This window comes from Arcobacter cryaerophilus gv. crypticus (genome assembly GCF_002993025.1).
Taxonomy (GTDB): Bacteria; Campylobacterota; Campylobacteria; order Campylobacterales; family Arcobacteraceae; genus Aliarcobacter; species Aliarcobacter cryaerophilus_B.
In genome coordinates, this window is the sequence record NZ_NXGI01000004.1 from 1 (window position 1) to 20,825 (window position 20,825).

The 20,825-nt window shown below is 27.6% G+C and carries 19 protein-coding genes; 7 read left to right on the forward strand and 12 right to left on the reverse strand.

Annotated features, from left to right (window positions below; genetic code table 11):
- Positions 1 to 240 precede the first annotated feature (240 nt).
- The 7 genes from CJ670_RS02840 (at position 241) to CJ670_RS02870 (ending at position 8,153) form a co-directional block, all read left to right on the forward strand.
- Positions 241 to 1,173: a ribose-phosphate pyrophosphokinase gene (locus CJ670_RS02840; protein WP_105938781.1), complete on the forward strand. Its 933-nt coding sequence runs from the start codon at positions 241 to 243 to the stop codon at positions 1,171 to 1,173.
- 61 nt (positions 1,174 to 1,234) lie between these two features.
- Complete coding sequence (locus CJ670_RS11030; protein WP_105938782.1) at positions 1,235 to 2,251, forward strand: OmpA family protein; 1,017 nt, start codon at positions 1,235 to 1,237, stop codon at positions 2,249 to 2,251.
- A 146-nt stretch (positions 2,252 to 2,397) separates the two neighbouring features.
- A complete protein-coding gene (lepA, locus tag CJ670_RS02850; protein WP_105938783.1) occupies positions 2,398 to 4,185 on the forward strand; it encodes a translation elongation factor 4 in 1,788 nt (595 codons plus the stop codon).
- Positions 4,186 to 4,196: 11 nt separating this feature from the next.
- Positions 4,197 to 4,769, forward strand: a complete 573-nt coding sequence (locus CJ670_RS02855) for a ComF family protein (protein WP_105938784.1) — start codon at positions 4,197 to 4,199, stop codon at positions 4,767 to 4,769.
- A 34-nt stretch (positions 4,770 to 4,803) separates the two neighbouring features.
- Entirely contained in the window at positions 4,804 to 5,409 is a 606-nt protein-coding gene (hisH, locus tag CJ670_RS02860) for an imidazole glycerol phosphate synthase subunit HisH (RefSeq protein ID WP_105938785.1), read from the forward strand.
- Positions 5,410 to 5,566: 157 nt separating this feature from the next.
- Positions 5,567 to 6,280, forward strand: a complete 714-nt coding sequence (gene hisA / locus CJ670_RS02865) for a 1-(5-phosphoribosyl)-5-[(5-phosphoribosylamino)methylideneamino]imidazole-4-carboxamide isomerase (protein ID WP_105938786.1) — start codon at positions 5,567 to 5,569, stop codon at positions 6,278 to 6,280.
- Positions 6,281 to 6,296: 16 nt separating this feature from the next.
- Complete coding sequence (locus CJ670_RS02870; protein WP_105938787.1) at positions 6,297 to 8,153, forward strand: GGDEF domain-containing protein; 1,857 nt, start codon at positions 6,297 to 6,299, stop codon at positions 8,151 to 8,153.
- A gap of 42 nt (positions 8,154 to 8,195) precedes the next feature.
- Here CJ670_RS02870 and CJ670_RS02875 read toward each other — a convergent pair whose 3' ends face one another.
- The 12 genes from CJ670_RS02875 to CJ670_RS02930 form a co-directional block, all read right to left on the reverse strand.
- Positions 8,196 to 8,801 carry a transglutaminase-like domain-containing protein gene (locus tag CJ670_RS02875; RefSeq protein ID WP_105910912.1) on the reverse strand — a complete coding sequence of 202 codons (606 nt, stop codon included), beginning with the start codon at positions 8,799 to 8,801 and terminating at the stop codon, positions 8,196 to 8,198.
- The gene (locus CJ670_RS02880; RefSeq protein WP_105910911.1) at positions 8,801 to 9,400 is read right to left on the reverse strand and encodes a MarC family protein; all 600 of its coding nucleotides are present in this window, start codon (positions 9,398 to 9,400) and stop codon (positions 8,801 to 8,803) included. Before CJ670_RS02880 ends, CJ670_RS02875 begins: the two co-directional genes overlap by 1 nt.
- Before the next feature lie 84 nt (positions 9,401 to 9,484).
- Positions 9,485 to 12,439 carry a MutS-related protein gene (locus CJ670_RS02885; protein ID WP_105938788.1) on the reverse strand — a complete coding sequence of 985 codons (2,955 nt, stop codon included), beginning with the start codon at positions 12,437 to 12,439 and terminating at the stop codon, positions 9,485 to 9,487.
- Positions 12,439 to 12,858 carry a heme-binding domain-containing protein gene (locus CJ670_RS02890; protein WP_105938845.1) on the reverse strand — a complete coding sequence of 140 codons (420 nt, stop codon included), beginning with the start codon at positions 12,856 to 12,858 and terminating at the stop codon, positions 12,439 to 12,441. The genes CJ670_RS02885 and CJ670_RS02890 overlap by 1 nt, the downstream gene beginning before the upstream one ends.
- A 1-nt stretch (position 12,859) precedes the next feature.
- A complete protein-coding gene (locus CJ670_RS02895) occupies positions 12,860 to 13,186 on the reverse strand; it encodes a thioredoxin family protein (protein ID WP_105938789.1) in 327 nt (108 codons plus the stop codon).
- A gap of 32 nt (positions 13,187 to 13,218) precedes the next feature.
- Positions 13,219 to 14,769, reverse strand: a complete 1,551-nt coding sequence (locus tag CJ670_RS02900) for a 2-isopropylmalate synthase (RefSeq protein ID WP_105938790.1) — start codon at positions 14,767 to 14,769, stop codon at positions 13,219 to 13,221.
- Between the two features lie 257 nt (positions 14,770 to 15,026).
- On the reverse strand, positions 15,027 to 15,554 hold the full coding sequence (locus CJ670_RS02905) for a YiiX/YebB-like N1pC/P60 family cysteine hydrolase (protein ID WP_105938791.1): 528 nt from the start codon (positions 15,552 to 15,554) through the stop codon (positions 15,027 to 15,029).
- A gap of 77 nt (positions 15,555 to 15,631) precedes the next feature.
- Positions 15,632 to 16,039, reverse strand: a complete 408-nt coding sequence (locus CJ670_RS02910) for a DUF4878 domain-containing protein (protein WP_105938792.1) — start codon at positions 16,037 to 16,039, stop codon at positions 15,632 to 15,634.
- Positions 16,040 to 16,047: 8 nt separating this feature from the next.
- Entirely contained in the window at positions 16,048 to 16,794 is a 747-nt protein-coding gene (locus CJ670_RS02915; RefSeq protein WP_105938793.1) for a DUF996 domain-containing protein, read from the reverse strand.
- A 20-nt stretch (positions 16,795 to 16,814) separates the two neighbouring features.
- Positions 16,815 to 17,633 (reverse strand): hypothetical protein, encoded by an 819-nt coding sequence (locus tag CJ670_RS02920; RefSeq protein WP_105938794.1) that lies wholly within the window; start codon positions 17,631 to 17,633, stop codon positions 16,815 to 16,817.
- Entirely contained in the window at positions 17,630 to 19,234 is a 1,605-nt protein-coding gene (locus CJ670_RS02925; RefSeq protein ID WP_105910903.1) for a zinc ribbon domain-containing protein, read from the reverse strand. Before CJ670_RS02925 ends, CJ670_RS02920 begins: the two co-directional genes overlap by 4 nt.
- Before the next feature lie 12 nt (positions 19,235 to 19,246).
- A complete protein-coding gene (locus tag CJ670_RS02930; RefSeq protein WP_105938795.1) occupies positions 19,247 to 20,806 on the reverse strand; it encodes an OmpA family protein in 1,560 nt (519 codons plus the stop codon).
- Positions 20,807 to 20,825: the final 19 nt, after the last annotated feature.

The window sequence follows — 20,825 nt, forward strand, 5'->3', positions numbered from 1 at the left end:
TTCAATGGAACTGTTTTTAAAAATATTAGAACAACTAGTTCAAGTCCAAAAAATTGTCAAGAGAAATAAAGATTTAGAACAAATCATCTTAATGCTAAGGGTTTACACTAAAAAACAGTTAGGTTTTATGTGCGAAAGTTGAGTAATTTATTAATCTTTTATTAATTATCAACAAATTTTTATTAAGTAGATTTTCGATACTATTTTAAACAAAAAAATCAAAAGAATAGAGGAATTTTTATGTCTACTTTTAAACTCTTTAGTGGAAGTGCAAATCCTGAATTTGCAAAAAAAGTCGGTGACTACTTAGGAATGAATGTATCTGATGCTAAATTAAATAAATTTAGTGATGGTGAAATATCTGTTCAAATAACTCAAAGTGTAAGAGGTCAAGATGTTTATATTATTCAACCAACTTGTGCTCCTGCAAATGATAATTTAATGGAACTTTTAATAATGATAGATGCACTTAAAAGATCAAGTGCAAAATCAATAAATGCTGTAATTGCTTATTATGGATATGCAAGACAAGATAGAAAGGCTGCTCCAAGAGTTCCTATTAGCGCAAAATTAGTTGCTGATTTATTAGAAAAAGCTGGAATAAATAGAGTTGTAACTATTGATTTACATGCTGCTCAAATTCAAGGATTTTTCAATATTCCTGCTGATAACTTATTTGGTTCTATTTTATTTGTAAACTATATTAAAAGTAAAAATTTAAAAAATCCAATTATTGCGAGTCCAGATATTGGTGGGGTTGCAAGAGCTAGACAATATGCTGATAAATTAGGATATGACTTAGTAATTGTTGATAAAAAAAGAGAAAAAGCAAATGAGTCTCAAGTTATGAACATAATTGGTGATGTAAAAGGCAAAGATGTTATTTTAGTTGATGATATGGTTGATACAGCAGGAACTTTAGTAAAAGCAGCTGAAGTTTTAAAAGAAAAAGGAGCAACATCTGTAATGGCATGTTGTACTCATGGAGTTTTAAGTGGTCCAGCTTATGATAGAGTTGCAAATGGTGTTTTAGATGAATTAGTTATCTCAGATACAATTCCAACTAAAAAAAATGCAAAAAAAATAACTGTTCTAACAGCTTCAACAATAATAGGCGAAGCAATAAGAAGAATACATAATAACGAGTCAGTGAATTCAATTTTTAATAATTAATAAAAAATTAATAAATTATAGATATAATTCGCGTATGATAATTTAAATTTAAGGAAAATAAATGAAAAAAATATTACTATCTTCATTAGCTTGTGCTTCTTTAGTACTTGCTGCTAATAGTGACTATAAATATGAGATTACTCCATTAATAGGAGGAGCTCTAGGTGAAGGTAATCATAATTTAGAAAGAAATTATGCAAATGCTGGATTAGCTTTAGGTTTTAATCAATCAGAGGATTCAATAATTGACCAATTTGAATTAGGTTTTTTAAGAACAGTTCAAGATGTTGATGGAAAAAATTCTGTAAGAAATCAAGATACTTCAATTACTAGAGTGTTTGGTAACTTAGTTAAAGATTATGGTTTAACTACTGATTTATCTTTATATGCATTAGCAGGACTTGGAGTTGAGTTTTTTGATAATGAATTAACTAAACACCAAAAAGATGGTCTATTTGGAAACTATGGAGTTGGTTTAAAATATCAATTAACAGATGCAATGGCTTTAAAATTTGATTTAAGACATTTAATATCTGCACAAAATGGAGACAGTACTTTATTATATAACTTTGGTTTAGCTATTCCATTTGGTGAAAAAGCTGCAAAAGTTGCTCCTGTAGCAGTAGCTCCTGTAGTTGCAAAAGCTGCTCCAAAAGATAGTGATGCAGATGGAATTATTGATGAATTAGATCAATGTCCAGATACAATAAAAGGTGCAAAAGTTGATACTGTTGGTTGTATGACTCTAGTTAATTTAAATGTTAATTTTGATACAGATAAATCTGAAATTAAAGATATCTATGGAACAAAAATTCATGATTTTGCAAAAGCTATGAATACAGATAAAAAATTAAAAGCTGATATAGAAGGTCATACAGACTCTGTTGGTTCAGATAAATATAATCAAAAATTATCAGAAAGAAGAGCAGCTTCAGTTGTTAAAGCTTTAACAGATTTAGGTGTTGATAAATCAAGATTAAAAGCTGTTGGTTATGGGGAATCTAATCCTATAGCTTCTAACGAAACTGCAGAAGGTAAAGCAGAAAACAGAAGAGTTCACGCTGTAATAGTTAAATAATTTTAGTTTTTCACTTAAATTATAAAAGGGGCTAGAAATTCTAGCCCCTTTTTTTTATTCTAAAAATTATTTAACAAAAAACTTACCGCTTTTTAGATATAATCTTGCCACTTTACAAATAATCTTTTAAAATTATAGGAAAAAAATTGCAAAAAAATATTAGAAACTTTAGTATCATAGCTCATATTGACCACGGTAAATCAACACTTGCAGATAGAATCATTCAAGAGTGTGGAGGAATAAGTGATAGAGAAATGACTTCTCAAGTTATGGACAATATGGATATTGAAAAAGAAAGAGGAATTACAATAAAAGCTCAAAGTGTAAGATTAAACTACACTTTAAATGGAGAAAAATATATTCTAAATCTTATAGATACTCCAGGTCACGTTGATTTCTCTTATGAAGTAAGCCGCTCTTTAGCATCATCTGAAGGTGCTTTGCTTATAGTTGATTCAACTCAAGGGGTTGAAGCACAAACAATAGCAAATGTGTATATTGCAATGGATAATGAGTTAGAACTTCTTCCAGTTGTTAATAAAATAGATCTACCAAGTGCTGATCCAATGCGTGTTTTAGCAGAGGTTGAAGAGGCTATAGGAGTTGATTGTACAGAGCATAATTTAATAAGTGCAAAAACAGGACTTGGAGTAAAAGAGCTTATTGAAGCTATTATTAAAAGAGTTCCATCTCCAGTTGGAGACGATAGTGCACCTACAAAAGCTTTAATATATGACTCATGGTTTGATAATTATTTGGGAGCTTTGGCACTTGTAAGAGTTTATGATGGAAGTATTAAAAAAGGTCAAACTTTAAGAATGATGAATACAAAAGTTGAGCATCAAGTTTTAAGTTTGATGTATCCTCATCCACTAAAAAAAGAAGATACTTTAGAGATAAAAACAGGTGAGATTGGGATTGTTGTGCTTGGTCTTAAAACTTTAGATGGAATTGCAGTTGGTGATACAATGACTGATGCAAAAAACCCAACTAAAGAGATTATTGATGGATTTGAACCTGCTAAACCATTTGTTTTTGCAGGACTATATCCAATTGAAACAGATAAATTTGAAGATTTAAGAGAGGCTTTAAATAAATTAAAATTAAGCGACTCATCAATATCTTTTGAACCTGAAAGCTCAATGGCTCTTGGAAGTGGATTTAGAACAGGATTTTTAGGAATGCTTCATATGGAAGTTATTAAAGAGAGACTTGAGCGAGAGTTTGATTTAGATTTAATAGCAACTGCTCCAACAGTTATTTATGAAGTTTTAAAAAGAGATGGAGAAAAAATCGTAATTCAAAATCCAAGTGAACTTCCTGAACCAAACTATATAGAGACAATTTTTGAACCATATGTAAAATCTACTATTTTAGTTCCTGATGAGTTTTTAGGAAATGTTATAAAACTTTTAAACGATAAAAGAGGAATTCAGTTAAAAATGGATTACATAGGAAAAAGAGTTCTTCTTGAATATGACTTACCTATGAATGAAATTGTTATGGATTTTTATGATAAGTTAAAATCTACAACTAAAGGTTATGCATCTTTTGATTATGACCCAGTTGGATTTAGACCTGGAAATTTAAAAAAACTTGATGTTAGAGTTGCTGGAGATATAGTTGATGCACTATCTATTATTGTTCCTGAGGATAAAGCTGTTTCAAGAGGAAGAGAGTTTGTAAAAGCTCTAAAAGAGCTAATTCCTAGACAACTTTTTGAAGTAGCAATTCAAGCTAGTGTTGGAAGTACAATAATTGCTAGAGAGACTGTAAAATCTATGGGGAAAAATGTAACTGCAAAGTGTTATGGTGGAGATATTACAAGAAAAAGAAAACTTCTTGAAAAACAAAAAGCTGGTAAAAAAAGAATGAAATCTATAGGAAAAGTAAATGTTCCTCAAGAGGCTTTTATGGCTGTTTTAAAAATCTAAAAGGTTTTATTTTGAAGTGTACAAGTTGTGACAAGTTATCTTTACAAATCATTTGCAAAACTTGTCAAACTACACTTCTTGCTCCAAACTTTTATAAAAAAGAGTTAGAAAAGGATTTTTTTGTCTACTCTTTTTATGACTACAAAGATTTGGAAGATTTAATCCAAAGCAAATATCACTTTTATGGAGATAAAGTTTTTAATATTTTAGCTAAACTTAGTTTTACTAAATTTGCTTCAAATTTTGAATTCACCCACCCTATTTTGGCTCTTCCAATAGATGACCACACAAGACACGATTTCTCTCAAACTGCTATTTTGGCAAAGCATTTAAAAAGTTCTTTTATAAAACCAGTTTTCAACACTTTAAAAGCTAAAAATATTGTTAAATATGCTGGGAAAAATTTGGAGTTTAGACAAAAAAATCCAAGAAAATTTATCTATAGTGGAGTAAAAAATTGTGATGTAATTTTAGTTGATGATGTTCTTACAACAGGAACAACTATTTTAGAGGCTAAAAAAGCTTTAAAAAAAGAGGGTGTGAATGTTTTGTTTGCTCTTACTCTATGCTCATTTTTAAATTAATAAAAGATATAATCTACGCTTTAAAAGGATTTAGATGCTAGGAATAATAGACTACAATATGGGAAATCTGGCAAGTGTTTATAACGCTTGTTCAAAATTTACAAAAGATTTAAAAATTGTAAAAAATGCAGATGATTTAAAAAATTTAGACAAAATAATACTTCCAGGAGTTGGAGCATATAAAGATGCTATGCAACATTTAGAAAATAGTGTCTTAAAAGATGCTATTTTAGATTTTGCAAATAGTAAAAAACCACTTCTTGGAATTTGCCTTGGAATGCAACTTTTGTTTGAAAGTTCTGAAGAGTTTGGATATACAAAAGGTTTAGGATTAATTGAAGGAAAAGTTGTGAAGTTTGATAAATCAAAAATGAGTAGTGATTTAAAAATTCCACATATGGGATGGAATAAAATAGAAAATAAAGAGAATCAACTTTTTAAAGATTTAAAAAATCCATATTTATATTTTGTACACTCTTATCATATTATTACAGATGATAAAAATATTATTGGAAAAACAAATTATGGATATGAGTTTGCAAGTGCTGTAAACAAAGATAATATTTTTGGATTTCAACCTCATCCAGAAAAGTCTCATAACAACGGACTTAAAATATTAGAAAACTTTATAAATTTATAATAAAAAAGGCTTTGTTCTCTTGTGCCTATGGCACTCTCTGTGAGAAAGCCCTTTAGGTTTTTGCTACTTTTTAGGGGATTTTCAATCCCCGCTATAAAAAGTAGTAATTGAGAAAAAGGTTCCTTTTTAAATAGGAACTATTTAAAAAGGAGAAATTATGGATATATTACCAGCGATTGATTTAAAAGATGGAAAAGCTGTAAGACTTAGCAAAGGTCTTATGGATAGTGCAAAAATCTACTCAGATGAGCCATGGCAAGTAGCAAAAAGGTTTGAAGAGCTTGGAAGTAAGTGGGTTCATATAGTTGATTTAAATGGAGCATTTGAAGGAAAACCAGCAAACTTAGAGCAGATTAAAAAAATTAGAGAGAACTGTAATTTAAAAATTGAGCTTGGTGGTGGTATTCGAGATGAAAAAACTATTCAAATGTATTTAGAACTTGGAGTTGATAGATTAATTTTAGGCTCTATTGCTGTAAAAGACCCTCAATTTGTAAAAGATATGGCAAAAAAATATCCAATCGCTGTTGGAATTGATGCGATGAACGGTATGGTTGCAGTTGAGGGTTGGGCAGAAGTTTCAAATATGGAAGCTAGCTCTTTAGCACAAGAGTTTGCAAATGCTGGTGTTGAAGCAATTATTTGTACAGATATAAGCAAAGATGGTATGCTTTGTGGAGTTAATGTTGAATTTACAGAAAGTATCGCACTTGCTAGTAAAGTTTACACAATTGCAAGTGGTGGAGTTAAAGATATTGAAGATATTAAAAACTGTAAAGCAAATGGAAATATTGGTGGAGTTATTGTTGGAAAAGCTTTTTATGAAGGTACTTTAGATTTAGAAGAAGCTTTTAAAATTTTAATTAAATAATATAAAAGGTTAAAAAATGAAATCAAATACAAAAATAACACTTATTATTTTTTCTATGGTTGTACTTTTAACTTCAATTATTGTTGTCTTAGTTGCAATTGGTTCTAGACAAATAGGATATGATGGAGTTAAAAATAAAGCATATTTAACAGCTGATATAGTTAAAAACTCTCTTACTTCACATATGATAAATGGAAATATGTCTCAAAGAGATGTATTTTTAGATAGTATGAGTCAACTAAAAAATGTGCAATCTTTGTGGCTTGTTAGAGCCAAAAGTGTTAGTGACCAGTTTGGAAATTCTAATTTAGCAAATGAAAAACCAAAAGATGATATTGATTTAGAAGTTTTAAACACTGGGCTTGAAAAAATTGTAATAGAAGAGTCTTTATACACTGCAAATCTTAGAATTACAATTCCATATACAGCATCTTCACTAGATAAACCAAATTGTCTTTCTTGTCACAATGCAAAAGAGGGAGAAGTTTTAGGAGCTATCTCTTTAAGCTTTGATATAAGTGAAGATAGGGGTTCAAATGTTATGGTTTTACTATATATCATTGGAACTATCTCTATATTTTTAATTATTTTCTTAATTTTTATTAGAAAAAGAATAACTCCGTACACAAACTCTTTTGACTCTTTAGCAAATGTATTAAAAAAAGTTCATGAAGGAGATTATTCTGTTAGAGCAAATGCTGGTGTTTTAAAAGAGGATAAAGAGGTTTCAAATTGGTTAAATGAATTAATAGAAAAACTTGAAACAGTATTAACTGGAATTGAGAAAAATTTAACATCTTTTGTTCATAATAGAACATCAAATGTAAATCATGATAAATTAATTACAGCAAAAGAGATAATTGAAGATATTAGTGAAATTTATCACTACAAAAAAACTATTGAAAATGATTTAACTATTGATGATATTTATCATAGATTAATTATAGTTTTAAAAGATAAATTAGAAATAGATTCTTTTATAATTTTTGAGACTGATTTAGTAAAAGATATAAGAAAAACTATATATTCAACAGATGGTGCTATAGCTTGTTGTGATTTAAAACAAAATATTAAAGATATTTGTAGAGCAGAAAGAATAAATAGTATAGTTGCTTCTGAAAACTTCCCAGAAATTTGTAGAGTTGCAAAATGTAAAACTGGTGAAAACTATATTTGTATTCCTTTTTATGTAAATGAACAAAAAAATATTGTAATCCATATTATTTCAAAATCACAAGATGAACTAAATAATTTAAAATATAAAATAGGAATTATTAAAAAATATCTTGAAGAGACAAAACCAATTTTAGAAAGTAAGATTTTGATGGAAGCATTAAGACAAAAAAATCTTACGGACTCTCTAACAGGTTTATACAATAGAAAATATTTAGATGAAATTGTAGAAAAACAACTATCCCTTGATATGAAAAATGGTGTTGTTTATGCAATTATGTTTTTAGATATTGATTACTTTAAAATGGTAAACGATACTTACGGACACGATATTGGAGATGATATTTTAAGAAAACTTGCAATTACTATGAAAAAATCAATCTCTTCAAATGAGATTTTAATTAGATATGGTGGTGAAGAGTTTTTAATCTTAATGAAAAATGCAACACAAGAGAGTGCAAAAGAGTTAGCAAATAAAATAAATGCTGATTTCTCAAAAATAATATTTAACTATGGCGGAGATAGTTTCTCAAAAACTGTAAGTATTGGATACTCTTTCTTCCCAACAGATACAGATCAGTTCTGGAAATGTATAAAATATGCTGATATATCTTTATATGAAGCAAAAGCAACGGGAAGAAACAAGGTTGTTAAATTCTCAAAAGATATTTTGAAAAATGATGATAAGATTGACTACTAAATTTTATAATTCATAAAAATTTCCTAAACTAGAGTATAAAATTTATTTATACTCTAGTTTCTCTATAACTAATTTTTTATTTATAAATGGATTTATAACAGCCTCAATCTCTTCAATTTTATATTTCAATGGAAAAGCTATTTTTGAATTTGTTGCGGTTGTTTCCAAAATATAGTATTTTTTATTATTTACATATAGTGCTTTTTTATTTAAATTTATATCTTCAAGATTTATTATCACAAAAATATGATTTGGAACTAGTACAAAATATGCTTCATAATCTTTTACTTTCAAAAGTGAAATAAGTAAATTTGACTTATCATCACAATCTCCAAAATTTTGTTCAACTACTTTTTTTGGACTTTTTGCAATACTTTCATTTATTTTATATGGAATTTGTGTAACAAAATCTAATATATTTTGAACTTCACACATAGGCTCTTGTTTACAGTTTTTTGCTAAAAAATCTGCTAACTTTTTTGTATATTCATCTATTCTTACTTGATTTACATAAGTTGATTTTCCAATATCTGTAAACTGGTTTTTAACTATAAAAAAAGAGCTATAAATCATATAAAAAAGATTTATTAAAAATATTATAGATATTAAAAAAGATAAATTTCTTAAACTTTTACTCTTTATAAACACTATAATCCTAAGAAACTTTTTATTCCATCAAATATTAGTTGAGCAGATAATGCAGCCAAAAAAAGTCCTGTAATTTTTGATAAAATCAAAAGACCATTTTTTCCAATAAATCTCTCTATTAAGCTAGATAAATAGAGCATACAACCTATTAACAAAATTGCACAAAGAAGTGCCAAACTTCCAATAACTAGTTTTGAAAAGCTATTAAACTCAACTCCCATTACCAATAAAACTCCAATAGTTCCAGGTCCAATAGTAATAGGCAAAGCCAAAGGAACAACTGCTAAATCTGATAAGTTTTTATCTGTTGGTTTTTGTCCATCTTTATTTCCATAAATTAGCCCAACAGCTGTTAAAAATAGCAAAGCTCCAGCACCTATTTTAAAAGCATCTAAAGTTATCCCAAAGATTTTGAAAATATATTGTCCAAAAAATAATAAAACTAAAGAGATAACAACAACTGATAGTGTAACTTTAATTGCCAACTTTCTTTTCTCAATAAGTGTAGCATCATTTGTGATAGTTAAAAAAACTGTAAGTACAAAAAATGGTGTCATAATAAAAAACATTTTAATAAAAGTCGAAATAAAAAAATCCATGATTTTTCCTATAGTAAGCTAATTTTTGGCTTATTCTAGCTTTTATATTTTAAAAGAGTGGTTAATCATTAAAAAAAATAAATTCTACTCTTCAATCATAGTGTAGTGAAGTTCCAGTCCTTTTGAAGTTGCTACAAAACCGTTTACATTTATCTTTCCATCATGTACCATTTTGTGATGAAGTTTACAAAGTGGTATTAGATTATATTTATGATTTGCATTTATATGTCCTATAAATCCATCTTTATTTGCTTTTTTTTGCTCTTGTATATGATGAACTTCATCACAAGCACGACCGCATACTATACAAGTGCTTGTGTATAAATTTGTATTATATTTTGAACTATTTTTTTGTGAAATTCTTTCAATTTTTGTATAATCATCTGCTAATCTTTTTCTAATATCATTTGCAACATTTAAAAACTCTTTATCAATATGAAGAGATTTTGCAAACTCCAAACCATATATAGATGAGCCACTTCCAAAAGCTAATTTTCTATCAAAAATTAATTTATCTTCATCGTTACAATACATCACAGATAAATGAAGACAAATTATATTTTTAAGTTTTTCAATCTCAGAAATTTGTGGTAGTTGATGCAAATGTGTAGCAAATACAAAAAGGGCTTCAAGCTTTGAGAGTTTTAAAATAGCACTTGCAACTATGCTTAAACCACTTAAAGTTTCTGTACTGTGACTTATCTCATCACCTAAAATAAGAGATTTTTTACTTGCACGGTTGAAAATATTTTTTAAATCCATCATCTCAACTGCAAAACTTGATAATCCTTTTGCAATATTATCAGCTCCACTAATTCTTGTAAAAATTGAGTCAAATATTGAAAATCTCATAGATTTACAAGGTACAAAAAATCCAGCTTGAGCTAAAATTACACTTATTCCAATTGCTTTCATTAAAGATGATTTTCCAGAGCTATTTATTCCAAAAAGTAATACTCCATGCATTTTATTACTTTGAAGATTTGTAGGATTTGAATTTTTTACTATAATATTCTCTTCATACTCTTTGCTAACTAAGTTTAGTTCTCCTAAAACAATATCGTTTGTAACATAAACTCCCCTATCCTCATTTGCTTCAATTATTGGATGTCGTAAATCTATAAGTTCTAAAAAATTCTCATCGTCTTTTGTTTTTACAATTTTTGGGCAAGTGTAGTTATATTTTTTACTAGTTTTTATATTTGAAACAGTTAAATCAACTTCAGCTATAAACATTACAAGTTCACTTAAAAGCGTTGAAAACTTTTTCTCGAATTCAAGAAGTTTTTCTTTAAATACAAGTTTATTTATCTCAACTATTTTTTTAAGATTATGAACATATTTATCTGAAATATCATCAGTTAAAGAACAAGATATTTTTACACTATTTGTTTGAGTTTTTATTGAAAAATCTTTAAAAAGTAGAAGTTTATCATCAATTATAAGATGTGATTTTAAAAGTTCCTCTTTTATAAGGTTATATCTATTTTTTGTTATTGAGATATAAAAACCCTCTTTATCAAGCCTATTTACAGTTACAAAACTTTTTTCATCTGATTTAAAAAAAGATAAAATATGATTTTTTAAAATTTCCAATTTATCTAAAAGTAGTTTATTTTGTCTATTTAAATCATCAATTTGAAGATTAATTCCACTTGTTATCATATTTTCATCTACATCTTTTAGCATAAATCTTCCACTTATACTTAAATCAAAAGTCGAGTTAATCGATGTTAAAAAAGAGTTTATCTCATCACTACTACAAGGAGGTGTTATAAATTTATAACTCTCCATAAATTTCACAATCTCTTTTATACTAACTAAAGAATCATACAAATAGTTCAACTCAAAAGGGTGTAGTCTTGATAACTTTATTCTTCTTGTAAGTCTTTCTATATCGTAAATACTTGCTAGTTCATTCTCTATTGGAGTGTGAAAATCGTACAACTCTTTTGATAGACTGTATCTTCGTAAAAGCTCTTTTGAATCTTTTATTGGATTTGTAATTCTCTCTTTTAAAAGCCTTTTACCCATAGCAGTTGAAGTGTTGTTTATTAATCTTATTAGACTTAAATTATGAGTAGTATCTATAATATTTAACTGCTCTAAAGCATTATTTCCAATATATATGTATCTGCTCACATCTAATTTTATAGGATTTGAGAGTTTTTGAATAATTGCACTATCATGAGCTATTACAAAGTCTATTAAAATTGCCAATGATTCACTAGAAAGTGGACATCTTTCCATATCTAAATGCTCTATTGGAGTTAAAAGTGACTCAATACTAAAAACATTTTTAAAAAGCTCATTTTGATATGTAATTTTTGGTCTAAAATTTCTTAAATGAAAACTTTTTAAATTTAACTCCAAATAATCTATTATCTCTTTTTGATTAATATTTTTATCTACAAGGGTAACTATTATTTCGCTAGTTTTGTGCATATTCATATAATTAAAGACTTCGTCAAGTGCAAAAAATTTATCTTCGTGCGTTCCAAAAACTTCGTTGTAATAGCACTTTGCTGTTGTTACATCAATAGCACTATAACCTATTAAGTAGTTTCCTCTTATTTGATCAACTACAATTGAAGTTATAAAATTATCATCTTGTTCTACTACAAAATCAAAGTTTGTACCAGGACTTACAACTACATCCAAATATCTACTCACATTTGGTGGAGTTCCTTTTTGTCGTATTATTGCTATTGTATATTTTTGCTCAGCAATAATACGTGCTAGATGTTTTTCAAATGAAATTGCTGGAACTCCAGCCATAATTGGATTCTCTTTTGAATTTTCAAGTATTGATTTATTTTTTCTTGTTAATTGAATATTTAAAAGTTCTGCTATCTCTTTTGCTTTTCCTATTTTTTCTTTTTCATTGTTTACTTCGTAAACTTCAAAAAAAGTTCCAATTTCCATAAGAACTAAAGCATTTTCTCCATACTTTTTATCAAATAACTCTTGAATCTTAAAATATGTAATAGTTAGAAGTTCATTTCTATTTTGTAAAAGAGCAGTTACTTCTTCTCTCACTATTTTCGCACTCCTGTCCAATCTCTAATTTTTTCTCTCTCTTCTTTTGAAAGTTCTGCTTCAATGTGAGCCCATGTATAAGCAGGAAGAGGCATTGATGAATGAGCTGTTCTATAAATTGCCTTTAATTTTTCATTTTGTTGTGTTTTAGTATATTTTTCCCAATTTGAAAAATTTAAAGCATTTACACCTTCATTTGTATGATTTGCAACAACCCAAGAAAAAGGTGCAACATTTGAGTACCAAGGATAGTTAATCTTATTTGAATGACAATCATAACAAGCTCTTACAAATATCTCTTTTATATCTTCAGGCAAAACTATTTCATATGTTTTATCCTCATTATATTCAACTTTTTGGGGTATTATAAACTGCATCAATACAAAAACTACAAAACAAATTATCAAAGCTCTATTCATTTTAAAATACCATCTCATATAATCTTTTTATTTCATTATTAAAAATATCTAAACTAATATTTCTACCATATCTTTTAAACTCTTTTCCTTCAAAAAAGACCAAAATAGTCGGACTTGAAAAAATATTAAAGTGTGAAGTAATATCTAAATTTTGATTACTATTTATATAATATTGCTTCATTTTAGAAAAATTACAAGAAATATTCATCTCTATTTTTGGTCTCAAAACTTCACAAACACTACAATTTGTAGCTCCAAAATATAGTAAAACACAATTTGATTTTTCTAAAATCTCTAAAAGTTCTTCTTTATTATTTATTTCTATCATAAATTTAAAAAGATAGGAAAACTCCTATCTTTTTATACCTGATGTCCGCAATTTTTAGTAAGCCTATTTTTTTGTGATAAATATGAATTTAAAGCACCCAAATATGCATTTGCAGTTGCTTGCATTGTATCAATACTCAAACCATGACCAACAAAAGATGTACTGTTTTCAAAGCAAACTCTAGTTGTTACTTTTGCTAGAGAATCTTTTCCTTCGCTTACAGATATAACTTTATAATCTTTTAATTCACCTGCAAAACCAGTAATTCTATCTATTGTTTTAAAAATAGCATCCATAGTTCCATCACCCAAACCTGCATCTTTTATAATTTCATCTTTATATTTTATAGATACAGCAGCCATTGGTAAACCCTCTGAGCAATCGCTTATTTGTAATCCTACTAACTCATATATTTTATCGTGGTTTAAAGCTTCATCAGTGATTAACATTCTAATATCATCATCTGTGATATCTTTTTTCTTATCAGCTAAAGTTTTAAATCTTTCAAATACTGCATTTAACTCAACATCACTTACACTATCAAAACCTAATTGTGTAATCTTATCTTTAAATGCTGCACGTCCTGAATGTTTTCCTAAAATCAATGTGCTATCTTTAATAACTCCAACATCCTCTGGTCTCATAATCTCATATGTCTCTTGATGTTTTAAAACACCATCTTGATGAATTCCACTCTCATGTGCAAATGCATTTTTTCCAACTATTGCTTTGTTTTGCTGTGGCTCAACACCTGTAATTGTAGCAACTAATCTTGAAGTTGCATAAATTTCAGGTGTATTTATATTTGTATATAAATCTCCAAATACATCTTTTCGCACCTTTATAGCCATAACAGCTTCTTCTAAAGCAGAGTTTCCAGCACGCTCGCCTAAACCATTTATTGTAACTTCAATTTGTCTAGCTCCATTTACAACAGCAGCTAAAGTATTTGCAGTTGCAAGTCCTAAATCGTTGTGATTGTGAACTGAAATTATTGCTCTATTATTTGCAAATTCGCTTAACTCTTTAACCATAGCACCCAACTCTGTTGGTAATCTATATCCAACAGTATCTGGTAAATTAATTGTACTAGCACCTGCACTTATAACTGCATCCATAACTTCTTTCATAAAAGACATTTCACTTCTTCCAGCATCTTCTAAAGAGAACTCGACATCATTTACAAAAGTTCTAGCATATTGTACTGCATGAATTGCTCTTTTTATAACTTCTTCTGGACTCATTTTTAATTTATATTTCATATGAATAGGACTTGTAGCTATAAATGTATGAATTCTATGTTTTGGCGCATGAGAAACAGCAAGTCCTGCTTGTTTTATATCATTTTCAATAGCACGGCTTAATGAACAAATGCTAGCATTTTTAATAGTTTTGGCTATTTGACTAACTGCATCAAAATCACCAGGACTAGCAGCTGCAAATCCAGCTTCAATAACATCAACTCCCAATTTTTCTAACTGTAAAGCAACTCTTAATTTCTCTTCTGTGTTCATAGAACAACCAGGGCTTTGCTCTCCATCTCTTAAAGTAGTATCAAATACAATAATTTTATTTTTATCCATAATATTTACCTTTTAATTTAACATTTGATTATATCTTTTTTTAAATAAAAAAAGAAAAACAGATTTTTTTGGAAACTTAAACTATAAAATTTATAAATTTAGAGTGAATATTTAAGAAGGAGTAGAGAGTTTACACTTTTTAGAAAATTGCTTTTTGAAATACTAAATATTTTCATTTTTACTCTCCTTTTTTAATTAGGCTAGAAGTATAATTTAATTTAGTTTATTTGTCAAGGATAATTTTTATTGTTTAGAAACTATTTTTGATTTATCTCGATTTGTAAAATCTCTTTCAAATTTTTGTTTTTAAGTATTCCATTTATTGTAATTCCTTTTTTTCCATAAAAATCATATAAATAGCTATATATGTTTTCATTAAAAAGTTTTAAAAATAAATCATTTATTAGCTCTGTGCAGTATAATTTATCATTTTTTAAATCAAAATCCATATCAAATTCTATTTTATTTTTTTCATATTCTTCAAGAATTTGTGCTATTTTTTCTGTATCTACTTCTTTATAATATCTATAAACTGCTATTTTTGAAGAAAATTTAGTAAATTTTTCAAAAGTATCTACTTTTAAATCATCTTTTTCTTGATTTGATTCAATATGATATATTTTTAGATTTTCATCAACTTTAAGTACAATTGCTATGTGAGAATACTCTGATTTATCAATATTAGAAAACATATCACTCAGAAAATTACTCTCTTTTCTAAATATTATATCTCCAGTTTTTATACTATGTAAGCTAAAAGACAAGTCATTTTCTTTGTGACTCATCTTTTCTTGAAATAAATTAATAACTACACATATAACCAAGGTAGTAGTTATAATCAGTAAAAATAGTTTATTTTTCACTATTTACTTATGTTTATCTTCCATTCATCTGCAAATTTTTCTAAGTTGTAACTTTCTTTTTTTATCTTTCCATCTTTAGTATAAATTTCCGCTGTTACAATAGCTGAAGTTTTTCCATTATCTTGTACATCAACAACTTTGTATTTTGAAATATCTTGAGTTATATTTTTTAAACAAGTTGATAATGCACTATCCTCTTTAATAGCACCTTTACACTGCATAGATAGAGCAAATGCCATAACTTGTTGAGTCGTTTCAGTTGAATATTTTCTAAAATCTTGAACATTTCCATCTTTCATAGCATTTAAAAATCCCAAAGTTGCACCTTTTGGACTATTATCACTACATCCTGCTAAAACTAACAATCCTATAATTGTTATAAATATTAATTTAAATATATTTTTCATTTTTTTCCTTATTGTTTTTCAATTTTAAGATAAGCAAAGATTTTCAAAATAAATGTAATAAATAAAACAAGATAACCTATTCCAAACAAAGGAACAAGAACAATTCCAATTACATAACCTTTTGCAACTAGTTTCATCAAAGATACATTGTACTCAATTCCAATAGAGTTAATAGCTTTATACATTTTTATAACCCCATAAATAGCAAATCCTAAGTAGATAAAAATTCCAAAAAACATACCACCCATTCCAATACCAGAACCAGCATTATCCATATTCATAGCGCCACCTATCATACTAGCACCAAGAATCATAGTCATAATAACAGTACCAAGAATAATAGCACCATAACCCCAAATAAAATTTATAAAAATATCTCTTTGTTTTGGTGCATTATCAGATAGTTTTTTTACCCCTATAAATTCTAAAATAATACCACCTACTAGAAATAAAATTCCAAGAATAGGAATAATGCTCAAAAAAGTCAATCCAGAGCCAATAGCAGCAAAAACTGCACCTTTTCTAGCTTCACTTCCATCTATATTTAAAGAACTTGCAAAATCTGTAACTTGACTTTTGAGCAAATAAATAGCTTTTGCACTTTGACCATCTATTTCAAAATCAACAGTTTGATTTACTTTTGGACTTTCACTTGCTTTCCACTCACTGTTTGAAAAACTATATCTTTCCCCATCATCACCAGATATTATTCCTGTACTTTCTTGAATATTATAATCTAAAATTTTACCTTTCATTTATACCCCTTTTTTTAATTTTATTTTATTTCATTTTTTAAAGCTGGTTGCCCCAACTCTACTAAGTTTGCATTTGATTTTTTGAAATACTCTTCCCAAAAGTTTTTTAGAGATATTAAAATTTTTGGGTCTCTATATGTTGTACTATTTTTTCCAGTTACTATTCCTGTTCCAACAACATACAAAGCAGCTCCTCCAAAATCGCTAATAAGATTATTCTTTTCAACTATTTGTATCTCTTTTTTTGAATCAATTATTCTTGTAGTTCCTTTTGAGTAAAAAGAGCTTATAGTTGAGTTTTCAAGTAAATCTGAAGCTAAAATAACTATTTTTTCATCTGCTTCTACTCTTGAAATTACATTTTTACCAAAATCATCTAAAGCATAAAATATATCAGATTTTTCAATATTTTCATTTGGTTTTAAAAATGATTTTTTTATATTTTCAATAGTTTGAACTTTTGCAAAACCAACTTGATCTTTTAAACATTTATCAATTTTCTTTAAACTATCTTTTCTCTCATTGTATCTTTGTTTTTCATCTAGTGGTTTATCTAGCTTAAAATCAAAAACTTTTTCATTGTAGTGATTTCCAATAAAAGCAGAAAATTTAGCAATATAAATATAATTTCCAGCCTCAATATGTTTTATACTGTTTTTTAAAATCTGATCTTGTAGGCTATCATTAAAAAATGTTGTTTCATCTATAAGTACAAAAATTGCCTTATTAATTTTTGTATCAGCTTTTACTTCAGTTTTATAAATTTCATAACAAGAACTGTTTGCATTCAAAGATAAAAAAGCTAGTGTAGATAAAATAAAATATTTTATAAAACTCATACTAACTCCAACTCTTTTCCATCGTTTGAACAAAATTTAACACTATTTTCATAAGTTGTCTTGCATTCTGGACAAGTTGGTACTAACTCTTTTAATACAACTTTCTCTCCACATGATGGACAAAATTTTGAATTTTCATCTAAATTAGTATTACATTTTTTACAAATTAGTATATCTTTTTTTACTTCTGTTCCACAAGAGTTACAAAATTTAGAGTTTGTATCTAAAACAGAACTGCAGTTTGTACATAAAGTAACATGATTTTCTATATTACCGACTTTTATATCTTTTTTTAAATCAGTTTTTGTATAAGTTTGTTCTTTTGTTTTTTCTATGTCATTATGAAAATTTATATTTTCTCTGGCTTCATTTTTTACATACTCTTTAAATGTTCTATAATCTTTTGTTTTTAACATATCCATCTCTTTTGCAGAGGTAGAAATCATACTCCCTTTTTGATACATTTTTTGTTGTAAAAGTTTCAGTTTTTGTTCAGCAATTTTTATTATAGTATCTTTTTCTCTTTTGAAATAGTTTACAAAATCTTGTTTCGTTCTAAAATCACTTGAATCTTCAAAAGCAATTTGGCTCTCTTTTCCTACAAATCCCCACTTAAATCCAAATAAAATACCTAGAAGCTGAATAAATACAAAAAGAACTGCTAAAACTATAAATGTAGCCCAACCACCTTTTCTATCACTATCTTGTACTTCATCAAAAGCTTTTGTATCTGCACTTTCTTGAGATTTAACTATAGTACTAGGTAAAGATTGTTCATAAACATTTGTTTGCGTCATCGACTTTTCTTCTGTAAGTTGTTTTTCTAAAACCTGTCCTCTTACATATGTAGCACCAATTGCAATTACAATAACAAAAATAGCAGTTACAATTGAAATAATCCAAGTTGGAGTAACAGTTGCATTTGTAGTGACTCTATTTAAAAGTTGTAAATAATTTTTTTCTTCATCATCAAGATTATTATTTTCTAATTTTACTCTACTATCTGGCTCTAAATTTTTTTTATCTTCTCTTCTATCATTTGAATAGTAAGTTCTTATTTTCTTTAAAATACTATTTTTATAAATCTCATAACCAGTCCAGTGTGTAAAACCAACTAAAATAATAGATATAATTAAAGCAATACCAAATGCACCATATTGCTGTAAAGATTCACTAGCCCCTGGAATTGTAAATCCAGCTAAAACATAAGCAAACCCTAAAGCTTCTAAAATAACTAATGCAAAAACAATTAACCACATAATTAAAGGAAAAGGTTTTCTTCCTAGTTCATCAGCTTTTGATAAATATGATTTACATCTGTCGTAATGTTCTGGATCTTTATCAAATCTATCATAGTATCTATGGAAAGCAGAACAAAGTGTAGTTTCACTACTAAACCATCCTTTTTCATCAACACTTGTAATATCTTTTGATAACTTAGAAATTTTTCCAATTACTGGAAAACTATACCAAGTGCAAGTCCACCAAAATTTAACTCTATCCCAATATTTCATTATAATAACAGCTGCAATTAATGTCAATACAATAATTGATAATAATGTCTTATGTGTTACTAAAACCTCTTCTAAAAACTCTACCATCTTTTCTCCCTTTTATTTTATTCTTGCTATATCAAACTCTTTTTCAAGAATTTGACTATTTTTTGTGTAATATAAAACACCTTTTGAACTATTTACATTTTTATCATCAAAAACTATATCCATACATTTCATTTGTGAGTTTGTTTCATCAAAAAATACTCTATAAATAAGCCCTTGAGTTCCTTGATAAGTATTTATTGATGTTGCTAGCTCTAAAGTTGGTTTTGCATCTTTTTCACCTTTAAAATCATTATAAAAGCTTGCATTTGGATAAGTTGAAGCAGCTGAGCCATTTTCCAACACAGCGACTGGATTTATAGCAATCAAACTTCCGTTTATATTTGTAACAAATGGTACACTATTTAAACCTTTTTTATAGTCAATAGTTTTATAAACAACTTTATTAGTTTCAAGAGATTTTACATCTGCTTTTGCTCTTGGTTTATCGGCTAAACAATTTTGATACATACTTGTAGATGCACTTGCTTGTGCTTTTGTAATAAAAGAAAAACTACTAGATGAAACAACCGATTCTCCAAAATTTGTCTTTAATGCAAAGCTATTGTCTACAACTTTTTTACCTTGAAAATCAAAAATATCTTTTGAAGTATCTGTTTTTTTTGAATTATCTTTTTCATTTATATTTGTTGATTCTATATCAACTTTAGATAATTTTTTATTTTCTATTTTTGTAGTTTTTTCATTATTTCCTGATTTATCATTTTTAGCAGAATTTGATTTAGTTATTTGTGTAACATTATCTAATTTTTTATTTTTTGTTGCGATAACAACTTTGGGTTCAACTTTTTTGAAGAACTCAGGATTTGAAGTTTTTGAAGCATAATTTACAATATCATTTTCATCTTTTAATTCAACAATTTCAACTCTTCTATTTTTAGTTGCGCCAAGAGTAGTATTGTTATTCGCAATAGGATTATTTTCACCAGCTCCCAAATAATATATATTTGATTTTTTAACACCATTTAAACTAAAAATATTACCTACATTTTTGGCTCTATCTTCAGATAGTTTTTGGTTATAAGATGAGTTTCCACTATCGTCTGTGTGACCAATTATTAAGATTTTTTTATCACTGTTTTTGTACTCATTTGCAACTTTACTAAAAACTTTTTCAGATTTTTGACTTAAATTACTTGAATTTACTGCAAATTGTTCTTCATTTGAAAAAACTGTAAAAGAGTCACCTATTACATTTTTACTATCAACTTTTTCATTTGAATCTTGTGATACAAATTGGTTGTTACTTTGAACAATATTCTGAGATACAACTTCAATTTTCTCTTCTTGAGCTAACTTTGCTAAATTTTCTCTTCTAGTGTCAATTTCATTTCCAATTAAATATCCAATTCCACCACCAACTAATGCACCAATTATCAACCCAGCATCACCACCTAGTTGTTTCCCAATAACAGCTCCAGCTCCAGCTCCAACAGCAGTTCCACCAATTTTTCCAGCATTTTGCTCTAGAACTGCAGCACAACCACCAAATAGAAGCAAACAAGATGTTGTAACTGCAACAGTTTTTGTAATATATAATTTATTTAATAACAATTTTAAATTTCCCCCTAAT